Source organism: Nocardia jiangxiensis NBRC 101359 (assembly GCF_000308615.1).
In the GTDB taxonomy this organism is placed as follows: Bacteria; Actinomycetota; Actinomycetes; order Mycobacteriales; family Mycobacteriaceae; genus Nocardia; species Nocardia jiangxiensis.
Genome location: NZ_BAGB01000045.1, coordinates 32,499 through 48,384, shown reverse-complemented (window position 1 = coordinate 48,384; position 15,886 = coordinate 32,499). Strand labels below are relative to the sequence as shown.

The 15,886-nt window shown below is 68.1% G+C and carries 16 protein-coding genes; 10 read left to right on the top strand and 6 right to left on the bottom strand.

Features of this window, described 5'->3' with window-relative positions; genetic code table 11:
• Nucleotides 1-116: 116 nt before the first annotated feature.
• Complete coding sequence (locus tag ON40_RS19360; RefSeq protein WP_051193307.1) at nucleotides 117-575, top strand: MerR family transcriptional regulator; 459 nt, start codon at nucleotides 117-119, stop codon at nucleotides 573-575.
• Nucleotides 562-903, top strand: a complete 342-nt coding sequence (locus tag ON40_RS19355; RefSeq protein WP_051193306.1) for a thioredoxin family protein — start codon at nucleotides 562-564, stop codon at nucleotides 901-903. The genes ON40_RS19360 and ON40_RS19355 overlap by 14 nt, the downstream gene beginning before the upstream one ends.
• A 21-nt stretch (nucleotides 904-924) precedes the next feature.
• Here ON40_RS19355 and ON40_RS19350 read toward each other — a convergent pair whose 3' ends face one another.
• Together ON40_RS19350 and ON40_RS19345 are read right to left on the bottom strand one after the other, a co-directional pair.
• Nucleotides 925-1,848 (bottom strand): SigB/SigF/SigG family RNA polymerase sigma factor, encoded by a 924-nt coding sequence (locus ON40_RS19350; protein WP_040824962.1) that lies wholly within the window; start codon nucleotides 1,846-1,848, stop codon nucleotides 925-927.
• Complete coding sequence (locus tag ON40_RS19345; RefSeq protein ID WP_040824961.1) at nucleotides 1,848-2,270, bottom strand: ATP-binding protein; 423 nt, start codon at nucleotides 2,268-2,270, stop codon at nucleotides 1,848-1,850. The genes ON40_RS19350 and ON40_RS19345 overlap by 1 nt, the downstream gene beginning before the upstream one ends.
• A gap of 235 nt (nucleotides 2,271-2,505) precedes the next feature.
• Here ON40_RS19345 and rpe point away from each other — a divergent pair, with 235 nt between their 5' ends.
• Nucleotides 2,506-3,159, top strand: a complete 654-nt coding sequence (gene rpe, locus ON40_RS19340; RefSeq protein WP_040824996.1) for a ribulose-phosphate 3-epimerase — start codon at nucleotides 2,506-2,508, stop codon at nucleotides 3,157-3,159.
• A 13-nt stretch (nucleotides 3,160-3,172) separates the two neighbouring features.
• Here rpe and ON40_RS19335 read toward each other — a convergent pair whose 3' ends face one another.
• A complete protein-coding gene (locus ON40_RS19335) occupies nucleotides 3,173-3,601 on the bottom strand; it encodes a hypothetical protein (RefSeq protein WP_245567891.1) in 429 nt (142 codons plus the stop codon).
• A gap of 553 nt (nucleotides 3,602-4,154) precedes the next feature.
• On the opposite strand from ON40_RS19335, the gene ON40_RS19330 reads away from it, so the two are divergent.
• The 4 genes from ON40_RS19330 to ON40_RS19315 all read left to right on the top strand — a co-directional run bounded on the left by ON40_RS19330 (nucleotide 4,155) and on the right by ON40_RS19315 (nucleotide 7,218).
• Nucleotides 4,155-4,775: a riboflavin synthase gene (locus ON40_RS19330; RefSeq protein ID WP_040824959.1), complete on the top strand. Its 621-nt coding sequence runs from the start codon at nucleotides 4,155-4,157 to the stop codon at nucleotides 4,773-4,775.
• A gap of 75 nt (nucleotides 4,776-4,850) precedes the next feature.
• A complete protein-coding gene (locus ON40_RS19325) occupies nucleotides 4,851-6,101 on the top strand; it encodes a bifunctional 3,4-dihydroxy-2-butanone-4-phosphate synthase/GTP cyclohydrolase II (protein WP_040824958.1) in 1,251 nt (416 codons plus the stop codon).
• 126 nt (nucleotides 6,102-6,227) lie between these two features.
• Nucleotides 6,228-6,707, top strand: a complete 480-nt coding sequence (gene ribH, locus ON40_RS19320; RefSeq protein WP_040824995.1) for a 6,7-dimethyl-8-ribityllumazine synthase — start codon at nucleotides 6,228-6,230, stop codon at nucleotides 6,705-6,707.
• 4 nt (nucleotides 6,708-6,711) lie between these two features.
• Nucleotides 6,712-7,218, top strand: coding sequence for a PH domain-containing protein (locus tag ON40_RS19315; RefSeq protein WP_051193305.1), 507 nt, complete (start codon nucleotides 6,712-6,714; stop codon nucleotides 7,216-7,218).
• Nucleotides 7,219-7,433: 215 nt separating this feature from the next.
• Here the strand turns inward: ON40_RS19315 and ON40_RS19310 are convergent, their stop codons facing one another.
• Nucleotides 7,434-9,371, bottom strand: coding sequence for a gamma-glutamyltransferase family protein (locus tag ON40_RS19310; protein WP_040824957.1), 1,938 nt, complete (start codon nucleotides 9,369-9,371; stop codon nucleotides 7,434-7,436).
• A gap of 213 nt (nucleotides 9,372-9,584) precedes the next feature.
• On the opposite strand from ON40_RS19310, the gene ON40_RS19305 reads away from it, so the two are divergent.
• Nucleotides 9,585-11,057: an amino acid permease gene (locus ON40_RS19305; RefSeq protein WP_040824956.1), complete on the top strand. Its 1,473-nt coding sequence runs from the start codon at nucleotides 9,585-9,587 to the stop codon at nucleotides 11,055-11,057.
• On the opposite strand, the gene ON40_RS19300 is transcribed toward ON40_RS19305, so the two are convergent.
• A complete protein-coding gene (locus tag ON40_RS19300) occupies nucleotides 11,054-11,854 on the bottom strand; it encodes an ABC transporter ATP-binding protein (protein WP_040824955.1) in 801 nt (266 codons plus the stop codon). The genes ON40_RS19305 and ON40_RS19300 overlap by 4 nt on opposite strands.
• Before the next feature lie 76 nt (nucleotides 11,855-11,930).
• Here ON40_RS19300 and ON40_RS19295 point away from each other — a divergent pair, with 76 nt between their 5' ends.
• Entirely contained in the window at nucleotides 11,931-12,614 is a 684-nt protein-coding gene (locus tag ON40_RS19295; RefSeq protein ID WP_040824954.1) for an HAD family hydrolase, read from the top strand.
• 151 nt (nucleotides 12,615-12,765) lie between these two features.
• Here the strand turns inward: ON40_RS19295 and ON40_RS19290 are convergent, their stop codons facing one another.
• The gene (locus ON40_RS19290) at nucleotides 12,766-14,481 is read right to left on the bottom strand and encodes an FAD-binding dehydrogenase (RefSeq protein WP_083895785.1); all 1,716 of its coding nucleotides are present in this window, start codon (nucleotides 14,479-14,481) and stop codon (nucleotides 12,766-12,768) included.
• A 147-nt stretch (nucleotides 14,482-14,628) separates the two neighbouring features.
• On the opposite strand from ON40_RS19290, the gene ON40_RS19285 reads away from it, so the two are divergent.
• Nucleotides 14,629-15,843, top strand: coding sequence for a winged helix-turn-helix domain-containing protein (locus tag ON40_RS19285; protein WP_040824992.1), 1,215 nt, complete (start codon nucleotides 14,629-14,631; stop codon nucleotides 15,841-15,843).
• Nucleotides 15,844-15,886 lie beyond the last annotated feature (43 nt).

Here is a 15,886-nt window from a genome sequence, read left to right as displayed (position 1 = left end):
GATCATGATCGTGCTGAAATCTACGGCACCCGAGCGGTTGCGTTGACCTCGGCGTCAACCTCTACCGTCGGATACGGCGCCGCATCGCAGGTGGATGCGGGCCGGGAGGAGTACGAATGCGGATCGGCGAACTGGCCCGGCGGGCGTCCACGACGCCGCGGGCGTTGCGCTACTACGAATCACGCGGCCTGCTGACCACGCGGCGCGACGCCAGCGGGTACCGCAGCTACGACGAGGCGGATCTGACGATCCTGCGGCAGATCCGCACGTTGCAGGACTGCGGATTCGAGCTGGAGGACATCCGGCCGTTCGTGGACTGCCTGCGCGCGGGCCACCCGACGGGTGATGCGTGTCCGTCCTCGGCGGAGGTCTACCGCCGCAAGCTGAGCGAACTGGACGAGCTGATCGGGCAGTTGCACGGGGTGCGGGGTTGGATCGCCGCCCAGTTGGCCGGTGTCGAATCAGCGGCCCCCGAACTGCCGCGATGCGAGTTCGGCCCGCCGCTGTCCGCCTCCGATTGCGACCGTCAACCCTCGAATACACCGATACCCGGAGAAGATGATGACGAACACTGATACGACCACCGGCCTGACCGCCGTGTCCGACGCGACCTTCGCCCGGACGGTGCTGGACGCCTCGCTCCCGGTCCTGGTCGAGTTCACCGCGCACTGGTGCCCGCCCTGCCGGATGATCGAGCCGGTCCTGACCGAGATCGCCGCCGAACAGTCCGGCCGCCTCACGGTCGTCCAACTCGACGTCGACGCCAACCCCGTCACGACCGCGGCCTACGCCGTGCTGTCCATGCCCACCCTCATGCTGTTCCGCAACGGCGCCCCGATCCGCACCCTGGTCGGCGCCCGCTCCAAACGCCGCCTGATGAACGAACTCTCCGACGCGCTCTGACGGCGCGGAGAGGGGGAGCCACTATTCGCGGGAGGTCTGTTCCCGCAGGCGCGCAAGGGTTTTCGCGAGGATGCGGGAGACGTGCATCTGTGAGATGCCCATCCGCTGGGCGATCTGCGTCTGGGTCATCGACTCGAAGAAACGCATGGTCAGGATGCGGCGCTCGCGTTCGGGGAGTCCGGCCAGCAGCGGCCGGATGGCCACGTACTCCTCGACCCGGTCGAACTGGGACTCCTCCTCGCCGAGGGTGTCCAGCAGCGATGCCTCGGTGTCGCGGCCCACCGACACCGCGTCGATCGAACTGGGCTGGTACGCATTACCGGCGATGACCGCCTGGGTCACCTCGTCCGGATCGATGTCGAGTTCGGCGGCGATCTCCTTGGCGGTGGGGGAGCGGCCCAGCGACTGCGACAGCGCGTCGATCGCCGAGCCGATGCGCAGATGAGTCTCCTTGACCCGGCGGGGAACTCGCATCGCCCAGGTGTTGTCGCGGAAATAGCGCCGCACCTCGCCCATGATCGTGGGCACCGCGAAGGACAGGAAGTTCGAGCCGCGCGAGATGTCGAACCGGTCCACCGCGTGCACCAGCCCGACCCGGGCGACCTGGGTCAGATCGTCGAAAGGCTCACCGCGACCGCTGAACTTGCGCGCGATGTGATCGGCCAGCGGGATGCACCGGCTGATCAGCTGGGAACGCAACTCCCCGTGCCGCGCGCTGCCCTCCTCGGTAGCGGCCAGTCGCTCGAAAAGGATTGCGACGTCGTCGTATCCGGAAACGGACTGGGTGACCTCCTCGACCTCGTCGGCGGCCACCTCCTCCTCGGACGTGGTCTCCTCGGGCTCCCCAGGCTTGCGGTCGCCGGCGGGGGTCGTGTCCTTCGGGGCTTGCGGATCGGGAGATGCCACGGCGTCGTCGGATTCGAACACGGTGTCCTCGTCCGCCACTATGCCTTCCCCCGGGCCCGCCGGAATTCCACGATCGTCGGGTAGCCGGAAGCGAGCTGGTCGAAGGGATCCTGCGTGGCCTGCACCTGGTCGGTGAGGGTGCGCAGCACGTGCCAGCCGAAGCTGCGCTGGTCGGGTAGGCCCTCCAGGGCGGCGATACCGCGCACGCGCACAACCAGATCCGTATCGCCGACGGAGAATCGGCACTGCAGGGTGGTGTCGGGGGCTGCGAGGCCGATCAGTGTCGAGCACACCTCGTCGACCGCCAGGCGCACGTCGGCCACCTCGTCGAGGGTGAAATCGCTGAGGAGAACCAGGGTTTCGGCGAGCCCGCGCACAATCGGGAGTTGCGACACGGCCGCAGCCACGCCGATCTCCACCGGGGTGCCGCGCAGTCCCTGTTCCGCCGAAATATTGATCACAAGGTGAAGGCTACCCAAACAACCCGGCCACAATCGAATCCGTGGCCGAATTCGCGGTACTCGTGAGCGGGGTGAAAGGTGTGCCGTCGCATACGGCCGATGCAAGGGTCGGGCTGCGGCGGCCGGGCCCGGCGGGTGATGCCGGGCCGCTACACTTCGCGCTGTGCCCGCCTCCGACGCTTCCAGTACCGACACCGCCCCGCGCACCGAGACGGAGTTCCACCGTCCGGCCCCGATGATCGCGCCCTCGATCCTGTCCGCCGACTTCGCGAATCTCGCCAGGGATACCGCGGAGATCGTGGGTGCGGACTGGGTGCACGTCGATGTGATGGACAACCACTTCGTGCCGAATCTGACCCTGGGCCTGCCCGTGGTGCAGAGCCTGCTGAAGGCGACGGACCTGCCGCTGGACTGCCATCTGATGATCACCGACCCGGGTCGTTGGGCCCCGCCGTACGCGGAGGCGGGAGTGTACAACGTCACCTTCCACGCCGAGGCGACCGACGATCCGGTCGCGGTGGCGCGCGATATCCACGCGGCGGGCGGCAAGGCGGGGCTGGCGGTCAAGCCGAACACCCCGATCGAGCCGTATCTGGAGATCCTGCGGAATTTCGACACCCTGCTGGTGATGAGCGTCGAGCCCGGTTTCGGCGGCCAATCGTTCATCGCGCACGTCCTGGACAAGGCGCGCACCGTGCGTCGTCTGGTGGACTCCGGCGAGCTGCGCCTGGTGGTGGAGATCGACGGCGGCATCAATATGGACACCATCGAGCAGTCCGCCGAGGCGGGCGTGGATTGTTTCGTCGCCGGATCCGCGGTCTACGGCACCACCGATCGGGCCGCGACCGTGGAAGCGTTGCGCCGCAAGGCGATCCAGGCCGGACGCTAGCCGACCGGCGGACTCACGGACGCTGCGCTCGACCCGCCGCGCCGGACTCGGTCCGCGCGGCCTCGATCACCGTCTCCAGCGGCGGCACCGCATCGCCCCCGCCCGGTGGCTGGACCCAGACCCGGTATCCGGTGCGCTCGTCGTCCGCCGAGGGCAGCACCACTGGGCTGCCCGCGCAGGCCACCGTCGTGTAGAGCCGGAACAATTCGGCCGCGACCGCGGTACTCGGGCTGCCCGGACCGGTGATGAACGTCCAGCGGCGGGCGCGGGGATGGTGGACGACCGGTCCGGCGACGCCGTCCCGTTCGAGCCGCTGTTGAACGCGTTCGCCGAGGTCTGCCGGCATGGTGATGGCGCCGTAGCGGGAGCCGACCTCGAGCAGGATGTGGTGCGACGCCGGGTCGACCCAGGCGGGCAGGTGGGATTCAGAGCAATATTGCACACACCGAATTTCGAGTGTCGAATCGAGAATAATTGTCACGCCGCACCCCCGTCTGTGTAGTCGGTCAACCCTGCTCCGGCCTGGGCGAACCCCGATTTCCCTCCGGCCGGAACGTGAAATGAACCGTGGGAATCAACTGCATAACAATGCTGCTGCCGATCGGATCGAAACGCAAGCCTGAGGTGTGAGCGCGTCGCGAAATGGGTACATAGGGCTGCTGAGCCGTTGTCCGGCCCGGTATATCGATCGGATGCTTCGATAAATTGCCGCGATTGATACCGATCATCATAATTCGCGCAGAATTCGCATGGGTATTTCCCGATTCCGCCACGAATTCCGCAGCGATGTTCGGCCTGCCGGTATCGGTCCGGTCGTGGTGTCGGCTTCCGGCCGGATCCGCCGGTCTGGCGGTCCGGAGTCCGTGGAGCGGGACGGCGAGGTACCGCGGCCGGATCCGCCTGGTTAGGCTGAGGACGCACCGGTCCGGCAGGGAATATCGCCCGCGGTCCGGGGTGTTGCCGAAGGCGGGTACCGGGTGAGAAGGAGAGCGGGCATGTTCACAGGCATCGTCGAGGAACTCGGCGAAATCGTGGCGGTCGAGCCGCTGGCCGATGCGGCGCGGCTGACCATTCGAGGCAAGCTCGTGACCTCCGATGCCCGGCACGGCGACTCCATCGCGGTGAACGGTGTGTGCCTGACCGTCGTCGACGTCGTCGACGGCGACAGCTTCACCACCGACGTGATGGGCGAGACGCTCAACCGATCCAGCATCGGCACACTCGATCTCGGCGCGAACGTCAACCTCGAGCGCGCCGCGGCGGTCGACAGCCGCCTCGGCGGGCACATCGTGCAGGGCCACGTCGACGGCACCGGCGTCATCCTCTCGCGCAGCCCGCAGGAGAACTGGGAGGTCGTGCGCGTCTCGGTGCCCGATGCGCTGGCCCGCTACGTCGTGGAGAAGGGCTCGATCACCATCGACGGCATCTCGCTGACGGTGTCGGGTATCGGCACGGATACCGAGGGTGAGGCTGGTCACCTCGACTGGCTCGAGGTCTCGCTCATCCCGACGACCCGTGAACTCACCACGCTGGGGTCCGCGCCGGTAGGGGCCACGGTCAACCTCGAGGTGGACATCATCGCGAAATACGTGGAGCGGCTCATGCAGCGCGGATAGTTCGGGTGGCGAACAACCCAGCTGCCCGACGCCGTACTGTAATTGGCATCCATATCGAGACGGAGCACAGCAGACGTGACCAGGTTCGACACCATCGAGCGCGCAGTCGCCGATATCGCCGCCGGTAAAGCGGTCGTCGTCGTCGACGACGAGGGCCGCGAGAACGAGGGCGACCTCATCTTCGCCGCGGAGAAGGCCACCCCCGAACTGGTGGCCTTCATGATCCGCTACACCTCCGGTTACATCTGTGTGCCGCTGACCGGCATCGACTGCGACCGTCTGGGCCTGCCGCCGATGTACTCGATCAACCAGGACAAGCACGGCACCGCCTACACCGTGTCGGTGGATGCGCGCGAGGGCGTCACCACGGGTATCTCCGGCGCCGACCGCGCGCGGACCATGCGCCTGCTCGCCGACCCGTCGGCCACCGCCGATCAGTTCAACCGTCCCGGGCACGTGGTTCCGTTGCGCGCCAAGGAAGGTGGCGTGCTGCGCCGCCCCGGGCACACCGAGGCCGCGGTGGATCTGGCCCGCCTGGCCGGGCTCTCCCCGGCGGGCGTGATCTGCGAGATCGTCAGTCAGAAGAACGAGGGCGATATGGCCCGCACCGAGGAGTTGCGGGTCTTCGCCGACGAGCACGAGCTGGCGCTGATCTCCATCGCCGACATGATCGCCTGGCGGCGCAAGCACGAGAAGCAGGTGGAGCGGATCGCCGAGGCGCGGATCCCCACTCGCTACGGCGATTTCAAGGCCGTCGGCTACAAGAGCATCTACGACGAGGTCGAACACGTCGCGCTGGTACTCGGTGACGTCGCGGTGGACGGCGGCGAGGACGTCCTGGTGCGGGTGCATTCGGAGTGCCTCACCGGCGACGTGTTCGGCTCGCTGCGGTGCGACTGCGGCCCGCAGTTGCACGCGGCGATGGAGATGGTCGCCGCCGAAGGCCGCGGCGTGGTGCTCTACATGCGCGGGCACGAGGGCCGCGGCATCGGCCTGATGCACAAGCTGCAGGCCTATCAGCTGCAGGACAACGGACACGACACCGTCGATGCGAATATCGAGCTGGGCCTGCCCGCCGACGCGCGCGACTACGGCACCGGCGCGCAGATCCTGGTCGATCTCGGCATCGCCTCGATGCGCCTGCTGACCAACAATCCGGCCAAGCGCGTCGGCCTGGACGGCTACGGTCTGAGCATCACCGAGCGGGTGCCGATGCCGGTGCGCGCCAACGCCGAGAACCTGCGATACCTGCGCACCAAGCGCGACCGCATGGGCCACGATCTGGTCGGGCTCGACGACCTGGACCTGGGCGAGACCGCACAGTAGAACCGCCGTGCCGCGTCGGGCGGTGACGGCTACGGAAAGGAATCCGATGAGCGCAGCGCAGCGGAGCGAATCATGGACGCCGTGCGCACCGCGCACGACGGAGCCGAGCGCCAGCGAGGCGGAGTCGTGAGCGGTACCGGAGTACCGGCCTTCGATCTCGACGACGCCAAGGACCTGAAGGTCGGCGTCGTCGCGTCGCGGTGGCACAGCACGATCTGCGACACCCTGCTCGCGAACGCCGAGCAGGTGGCGCGCAAGGCGGGCGTCGATCAGCTGACCGTGGTGCGCTGCGCCGGGGCGATGGAACTTCCGGTCGTCGCGCAGGCGCTGGCCCGCACCCACGACGCGGTGATCGCGCTGGGCGTCGTGATCCGTGGTGAGACACCGCATTTCGAGTACGTCTGCGATGCGGTGACCGCCGGGCTCACCCGCGTCTCGCTGGACGAGAGCACCCCGGTCACCAACGGCGTGCTGACGGTGAACACCGAGGCGCAGGCCCTGGACCGGGCCGGACTGCCCGATTCGGCGGAGAACAAGGGCGAGCAGGCCGCCGCGGCCGCTCTGGATGCGGCGCTGACGTTGCGCGCGCTGCGGCAGGCAGTCTGATCCGATGACGCCGGTCGTCCGAATCTGGAAGCGCACACCGCAGGCGGCGCCCGAAACCGCCGATGCCGGTTGGGATCTGGAGGTGCGCCCGCATCGCGCGGTGCGGACCTCCCGGATCGTCGCCGCGGTGATCGCGATCGTGTTCGTCCTGGCCGGGGTGCTGTCGAACCACAGCCGCACCGGGGTGAATTTCCGCGGCGCCGATCAGGCGGCGGTGATCGTGTTCGGCCTGCTGCTGGCCGCCGCGGTGCTGCTGCTGACCCGGCCGCGCGTGCGGGTCGGCGCTCGGGGTGTGGTCGTGCGCAACATCCTGGGGGACAACGAGTTCGCCTGGAAGGACATCCTCGGGGTGTCGATCCCGGACAAGAAGGCCTGGGCCAGGCTGGAATTGGTGGGCGACGAGTACGTGCCCATGCTGGCGATCCGGGTCAACGACAAGGACTACGCCGCGCAGTCGTTGGAGCGCTTCCGCGAGCTCGGCGCGAAATACACTGCCGCCCAGGACAAGTGAGCGCGAACGACGGCTGATTCGCCGGATGCCATCCCGGACGGCCTGATTCGAGGCTGAGCCGTGGCATCCGCGATCTGGATATCGCTGCTGTGTGGCGTGGTCGCGGGAAGAGACAGCGTCCGGGTGGAACGACTGCGATCCCGGTGGACGCCGCGCCCGGGCGTTCGGTATGTCTGTGCTGTTCGCCCGGGGCGCGACGTATGCAGGGTGACCGATCAGTTGGAGTCGCCCATGACCGCACCCTCGCGTCGCGGATCGGCCCCGCCGATCCAGCCGTCCGGTGTTCGTTTCAGGGCGCTGAGTCCGCTGGACTGCTGGACGACCGAGACCTGATGTCCCATGGCGCGCAGCTGCTCGACCAGCGGGTTGTGCTCGCCGTTGGATGTGGCGTCGATGTCCGGATCCTCGCCGCCGATCCCGGTGACGGGTGTGTTGGCCGCGCCGAAATCGGCCAGGGATACCGCCTGCTGCGGGTCCAGGCCCCAATCCAGCAATCCGACAAGCGTTTTCACGACGAACTGCGGGATCATACCGCCACCCGGTGAACCCGTGACGTAGCTGAGCCGGCCGCGGGATCCGTCCGGATTGCGCTCGAAGACCAGGGTGGGGCTCATCGAGCTGCGCGGGCGCTTACCGGGTTGGATCCGGTTGGCGACGGGGGTGCCGTCGGCGGCGGTGGGAGTCGCGCTGAAATCGGTGAGCTGGTTGTTGAGCACGAATCCGTCGACGACGTGGAACGAGCCGAACGCCGATTCGACGGTGGTGGTCATGGTGGCGGCATTGCCGTATCGATCCACCACCGAGATGTGGCTCGTACCGTGTTCGGGCTGTTGCGGTCCGGCCGCCACGGGGACCGGTCCGAAGTCACCGGGCTGTGCGGCGCCCATGCTGTGCGTCGGATCGATCAGTGCCGCACGCTGTTTCAGATAGTTCTCGTTCAGCAGGGTGTCCGGCGAGTTCCCCGGCAGCGGGACGAAGTCGGGATCGGCGACGTACTTGTCGCGGTCGGCGTACGCGAGCCGTTCGGCTTCGGAGATCAGGTGCACCGCGCGGGCGGTGGGAATTCCGCCGTTGCGATCGAGATGCTGTGGCGCCAGCGAGGCCATGTCGAAGTTCTGCAGGATGCCCAGCGTTGCGCCCACGGTGATGCCGCCGGAGGACGGGCCGGGCATACCGCACAGCTCGTGCGTGCGGTAGTTCGTGCAGATCGCCGTGCGTTTCTTCGCCTGGTAGTCGCTCAGATCCGCGAGCGTGAGCTGGCTGGGAGTGCGTCCGGCCGAGGTGGTCGTGGCGGCCGCCACGATGTCCCGGGCGATCGGGCCGGTGTAGAAGGCGTTCGCGCCGTCGTCGGCGATCGCTCCCAGCGTCTTGGCCATTCCCGGGTTGGTGATGGTGGTGCCGGCCGGTTTGGGCGAGCCGTCGGGTCGCAGGAAATACGCCTTGGCGTTGTCGTCCCGGGCCAGATCCGACGCGGAGGCGGAGATTTCGGCGGCCATCCGCGGGCTGATCGCGAAGCCGTGGTCGGCCAGATCGATCGCTGGGGTGAACAGGTCGTGCCAGGGCTGTTTGCCGTGATCGGTGTGCGCCCGCTCGAGCAGTCGCAGGACGCCCGGTACGCCGATCGACCGGCCGCTGGCCCGGGTGCTGGGTTGCGGCGTGGTCTGATCGGTGTCACTCACCCAGCGCAGATAGTTCTCCGTCGCGGCGGCGGGTGCGGTCTCGCGGCCGTCGTACGCGTCGATGGTCCTGGTCTTGGCGTCGTAGTAGAGCAGGAACGCGCCGCCGCCGATGCCGGTGGCCTGCGGCTCCACCAGGCCCAGCACCATCTGCACCGCGACCAGTGCGTCGGCGGCGGTGCCGCCGGAGGCGAGCACTCGGCAAGCTGCCTGGGTGGCAATGGGATTGGCGGCCGAGACGGCGTAGGTGTGCGTGCGGACCGGGGTCATATCGGTGCGATATCCGGTGCCGACCTCCGGATTGTTCGCGATATCGCCGGAAGCGGTCGGCGCGGCCGCGGTGACGTGGGTGCCGTTCTGCGGGTCGGCACACGGACCGCTCGCCCCGTTGGACTGATCCGAGCAACCTGTCAGCAGACCTGCGATGAGCAGCAGGGCGGCCGCGGCTGCACTGGTGAGGTACCGAGTGCGCGTCATGCTCGGACTGTAGCGGGAGTCGTCGTCGCGGTGCTGCCAGCATCGGGAAGCCGATTGTGTTGGCGCTCGGCTACTTTTGTGCGGACGTAATTCACCGCCGCCACCACTGTCATCGGGCGGTGGCTGCGCTCGGCAGAGGCCGATATGTGGCGCCTGGCTATCGGCCGGGTAACCTCTGCGTCGACCATCGACCGCGAAGGACCCAACTGTCATATGACCGAGGTACGGGGTAAGGAATTCCTCGGCGCGGAGGACAGCGGCTATCACAAGAGCCTCAAACCGCGTCAATTGCAGATGATCGCCATCGGCGGAGCGATCGGCACCGGGTTGTTCCTGGGTGCCGGTGGTCGTCTCGCCAGTGCCGGGCCGGGATTGTTCCTGGTCTACGGCATCTGTGGCATCTTCGTCTTCTTCATCCTGCGAGCGCTGGGCGAGCTGGTACTACACCGGCCCTCGTCCGGCTCGTTCGTCTCCTACGCCCGCGAGTTCTACGGGGAGAAGGCGGCCTTCGTCGCGGGGTGGATGTACTTCCTGAACTGGTCGATGACCGGGATCGTGGACACCACCGCCATCGCGACCTACTTCCACTACTGGGGCGGGTTCCGGTCCGTCGCGCAGTGGCTCCTCGCGCTGATCGCGCTGGTCATCGTGCTGAGCATCAACCTGGTGTCGGTGAAGTGGTTCGGTGAGCTGGAGTTCTGGGCCGCGCTGGTGAAGGTCGTCGCGCTGGTGGCCTTCCTCGGCGTGGGCGTGGTGTTCCTGGCCGGTCGGTTCACGATCCAGGGGGCCGCCACCGGGCTGGGCGTGATCAACCACAGCGGCGGCTGGTTCCCGACCGGCGCGCTGCCGCTGGTGACCGTGACCTCCGGTGTCGTATTCGCTTATGCCGCAGTGGAAATGGTCGGCACCGCGGCCGGTGAGACCGCGGACCCGCTGAAGATCATGCCGCGGGCGATCAACTCGGTGATCATGCGTATCGCGGTGTTCTACGTGGGTTCGCTGATTCTGCTGGCGCTGCTGCTGCCCTACACCGCCTACTCGAAGGACGAGAGCCCGTTCGTCACCTTCTTCTCCAAACTCGGTGTGCCGCATGCCGGTTCGGTGATGAACTTCGTGGTGCTGACCGCCGCCTTCTCCAGCCTCAACGCCGGGCTGTACTCCACCGGCCGCATCCTGCGCTCGATGTCGATGAACGGCAGCGCACCGAAGTTCACCAGCGTGATGAACGGGCGCGGCGTGCCCTACGGCGGCATCCTGCTGACCGCGGTGATCGCGCTGTTCGGCATCGGGCTCAACTATCTGGTGCCCTCGCAGGCGTTCGAGATCGTGCTGAACGTGGCCTCGCTCGGCATCCTCGCGTCCTGGGCGACGATCGTGCTGTGCCAGTTGCAGATGTGGCGGTGGTCGCGCGCCGGGCGGGTGGAACGGCCCCAGTTCCGGATGTTCGGCGCGCCCTACTCCGGAATCGCCACGCTGCTGTTCCTGGCGGCCGTGCTGGTGCTGACCGCCTTCGACTATCCGGTCGGGACCTGGACCGTGGCCAGTCTCGTGATCATCGTCCCGGCGCTGGTCATCGGCTGGTTCGCCGCGCGCAAACGGGTGCTGGCCATCGCGCACCAGCGCGAGGGGTACACCGGGGAGTTCCCCGTCGTCGCCAACATCCCCGTCGACGGGGAGGAGCGCTAGGCCAGGACGCTGCGGTCGGTGCGGACCTGCCAGCGGCCGTCGGTCCGGGTCAGCCGGATCGGATGGTCGAAGCAGGCGCTGATGTTCTCGCTGGTCAGCACGTCGTCGACGGGGCCCGCGGCGATCCGGCGGCCGTCGCGCAGCAGCATGGCGTGCGTGATGCCGGGCGGCAGCTCCTCGAGGTGGTGGGTGACCAGGATCGAGGCCAGGTCCGGATGGGCGGCCTGCAGGCGGTCGATCCGGTCGATGAGTTGTTCGCGCCCGGCCACGTCGAGTCCGGTGGCGGGTTCGTCCAGCAGCAGCAGGCTCGGGTCGGCCATCAGGGCGCGGGCGATCAGCGCGCGGCCGCGCTCACCCTGAGACAGCGTGGGCCAGCGCGCGTCGCGGCGGTGGGCGAGGCCCAGCAGCTCGACCAGTCGGTCCGCCTCGACGATCTGCTCGGCGGTCGGCGTCCAGCGCTGCTGGAGATCGGCGGTGTTGGTCAGACCCGTCAGCACGACCTCGTACACCCGCAGCGGATAGGGCAGGGTGTGCCGCGGATCCACATGTCCGATCGAGGTGCGCAGTTGGCGCATGTCCACTCGGCCCAGTCGCTTGCCGAGTACCTCGACCGTGCCGCGGGTGGGATGTTCGAACGCGCCGGCCATCTTCAGCAGGGTGGTCTTACCCGCGCCGTTGGGGCCCAGCAGCGCCCAGTGCTCGCCCGCGTGCACCGTGAGCGAGATATCGGCCAGGATGGCGTTGCCGTTGCGCACGAAATCGACTGCGCCGACCTGCAGGATAGGGGACTCGACCATGTGTCCACGGTAACAAGTCCTCAGACAAGCTGATAGGTGATCTGGGTCATGGGATGACTTCGGTACGCTGTGCGGCGTGACGATTCGCGCGGTGCTGTTCGATTTCTCGGGAACGTTGTTCCGGCTCGAGGCCGACGAGAGCTGGGCCACAGATCTGGTGACGGCCCAGGGCCGTCCCTTCGACGAGGCCGAATCGGCTGAGATCCTGGACCGGATGACCACGCCGGTTCATCAGGCGGTGCAATTCGACGCCCACCATCAGCACGCCTGGGGGCAGCGGGATCTGGATCCGGCCAAGCACCGCGAGGTGTATCGGGAGGTGCTGCGACAGAGCGGCGTCGAGGGGGATCCGGCCCGGCGGCTGTACGCCCGCATGGTGGACCCGTCGCTGTGGACGCCCTATCCGGACACCGGCAAGGTGCTGGAGGCGTTGTCGGGCAACGGAATCCCCGTCGCGGTGGTCAGCAACATCCCGTTCGACATCCGACCGGCCTTCCTCGACCACGACTGGGACCGGTACGTCGATGTGTACGCGCTGTCGTTCGAACTCGGTGCGGTCAAACCGGATCCGCCGATCTTCGAATGGACGCTCGATCGCCTCGGCATCCCGCCGGAGGACGCGCTGATGGTGGGCGACAGCCGCGAGAACGACGGCGCCGCAACCGCACTCGGCTGCGCCTACGAATGGGTGGACCCGGCGCCCACCGCCGACCGCCGGACCGGTCTACTCGATGCCCTGGCCCGCCACGACGTGCTCTGACCCCGCGATGTCACCGTGCGATAGATCGACGCGACGCTGATCCACTCGCCGGTCCGGTTCTCGGCACCCGTTCCGCGGAAATACGCTGCGCGCCGGTCGGTCATGGCATGGATGGTATTCGTCCGGCACGACCGCCCGGCCACCTGCGGGCTCAGCGCGGCAGGCGGGCCATCGCGCGTCCGGCCGAACGTCCGGAGAAGATGCATCCGCCCAGGAAGGTGCCTTCCAGGGCGTTGTAGCCGTGGACGCCGCCACCGCCGAATCCGGCGACCTCACCCGCGGCGTACAGCCCCGCGAAAGGTGTTCCGGCCGAATCGATCACCTGTGAGTCGAGATCGGTCTGGATGCCGCCCAGGGTTTTTCGGGTCAGGATGTTGAGCCGGACGCCGATCAGCGGGCCGTGCGCGGGGTCCAGGATGCGATGCGGGGATGCGACGCGGGCGATCTTGTCCCCGAGCGCCCGGCGGGCGTTGGCGATGGCCATGATCTGGGCGTCCTTGGCGTACTTGTTCGCCACCTGCCGGTCCCGCGCGACGATCTGACGCTCGAGGTCGGCGAGCTCGAGCTGCGGGCCACGGGCGAGCTTGTTCATGCCCGCGACGAGTTCGGGCAGCGTATCGGCGACGACGAAGTCCACGCCGTGCCGCAGGAACGCGTCGACGGGCGGGGTCGCGCCCTTCTTGAGGCGACTCTCGACCAGCAGCCTGCGGTCCTTGCCGGTGATGTCGGGGTTCTGCTCCGAACCCGAGAGCATGAACTCCTTCTCCACGATCGACTGGTTCAGCACGAACCACGAGTAGTCGTATCCGGTGGCCAGGATGTCGCGCATCGAGGCGTTGGTGTCGAAGCCGGGGAAGGACGGTGCGGGCAGGCGTTTTCCGTTGGCGTCGAACCACATCGAGGACGGTCCGGGGATGATCCGGATAGCGTGGTCGGGCCAGATCGGGTCCCAGTTGTGCAGGCCCTCGGTGTAGTGCCACATGCGGTCGCGGTTCACGATCCGCCCGCCCGCCTGTTCGGTGATGCCCAGCATCCGCCCGTCGACGTGGGCAGGGACGCCAGGAATCATCGTCTCCGGACAGGGGCCGAGCCGTTCGGTGGGCCAGTTGCGGCGGATCAGATCGTGGTTGTGACCGATGCCGCCGGAGGAGACCAGCACCGCGGGCGCGCGGAACTCGAACTCGCCCACCACGTTCCGCGAGGAGGCCTTGCCGCGGTCCAGATCGGTGGGTTCGAGGATCCCGCCGCGCGCGCCGACCACCGCGCCGTCCTCGACGATCAGTTCGTCCACCCGGTGCCGGAAGGCGAATTCGACCAGGCCGCGCCGTTCGGCCGCCAGGACCGGTTCCAGGAAGACCCGCACAACCTCCGGTCCGGTGCCCCAGGTGAGGTGGAAGCGCGGCACCGAGTTGCCGTGCCCGTCCGCGGTGGATCCGCCGCGTTCGGCCCAGCCCACCAGCGGGGTCACCCGCAGACCCAGATCGTGCAGGTACTGCCGCTTCTCGGTGGCGGCGAACTCGACGTAGGCGCGGGCCCAGCGCCGGCCCCACAGATCCTCGTCCTCGCGGTCGAATCCGGCCGAGCCCTGCCAGTCCTGCCAGGCCAGTTCGAACGAATCCTTGATGCCGAGGCGGCGTTGCTCGGGACTGTCCACGAAGAACAGTCCGCCCAGCGACCAGAACGCCTGTCCGCCCAGGTTGTTGCGATTCTCCTGGTCCAGCACGAGCACCCGGCGTCCGGCGCGGGTGAGTTCGTAGGTGGCCACGAGTCCGGCTAGACCGGCCCCGATGACGATGGCGTCCGGCTGCGGTGACGATGCCACGGGAACTCCTCCGGGTCGGGTGCGCGCGGGCGGGTCGCCGCGCATCGGATACATGAATGTATCGAGCTCGTCCCCAACCTAGCAGACCAGCGGCCGCGGTTACCCGGTTCCGAGGTCCGGCGCGTGCGGATCCGAGCAGGTGGCGAGCGGTCCCCGCGAAAAATGTCGGTACCACATGGCATGGTTCTTCGGGTGCGTACGATGACCGCCGCCGCGGCCCGCCGGACCGCCCTGGCCGCCCAGGGCTTCGGCGCGGCGCGCCCCGCCTCGCCCGATCGCCGGACCGTGCTGCGCGTCCTGGAGAAAACGCAGGTGCTGCAACTGGATTCGGTGTCGGCGGTGGTGCGGGCGCACTACGCGCCCGTGTTCAGCCGCATCGGCCCCTACGATCGGACGCTGCTGGACGAGGCCGCCTGGAGTCACACCGCGCGACGTCCCCGTCGGCTGGTGGAGTACTGGGCGCACGAGGCCGCGATGCTGCCGGTCGAGGACTGGCCGCTGCTGCGCTGGCGGATGGCGCGGTACCGGAACGGCCGGTGGGGCGGTGCACGTCAGGTGCTCGAACGCAATCCGTCGCTGCCCAAGGATGTGCTCGAAGTCGTCCGCGAATTCGGTCCGAGCACCGCGGGGGAGGTGGAGAAGCATCTCGAACTGGACCGCCCGCGCAGTAAGGACCACTGGGGCTGGAACTACAGCGATACCAAGGTCGTGTGCGAGCAGTTGTTCGCCACCGGTGAGTTGTCGGTGGGCAAGCGGGTCGGATTCCAGCGGCACTACGACCTGACCGAGCGAGTTCTGCCGCCGCAGGCGCTCGCCCGTGAGCTCGATGAGTCCGAGGCGGTGCGCGAACTCGTCCGCCGTTCGGCCACGGCCCTGGGCATCGGCACCGAACCGGATCTGCGCGACTACTACCGGCTGCATCGCAGCCAGACCGAACCGGCCATCGCCGATCTGGTGGATTCCGGTGAGCTGGAACAGATTCAGGTGGACGGCTGGGATCGCCCGGCGTATCTGCGTGCCGGTGCGCGGGTGCCACGGCGGATCACCGGGGCCGCGCTGCTGTGCCCGTTCGATCCGCTGATCTTCTTCCGCCCACGCACCGAGCGGATCTTCGACTTCCACTACCGGATCGAGATCTACACCCCTGAACACAAACGCGTGCACGGCTATTACGTCTTCGCCTTCCTGCTGGACGGGGAATTGGTGGCGCGGGTGGATCTGCGTGCCGAGCGGGCGTCCGGGCGGCTGCTGGTGCCCGGTGCCTTCGCCGAGCCGGATCGGGACACCCCGCACGTCGCGGCCGAACTGGCGCGGTCCCTGCGGGAACTCGCCGACTGGTTGGAATTGGACACGATCGAGGTGGGGGAGCGCGGGGATCTGGCGGCTCTGCTGACGGCAGTCGCATGACCGGTCGGCCGAACCCGATCATGCCCACCGCCGCCCGGTGCTA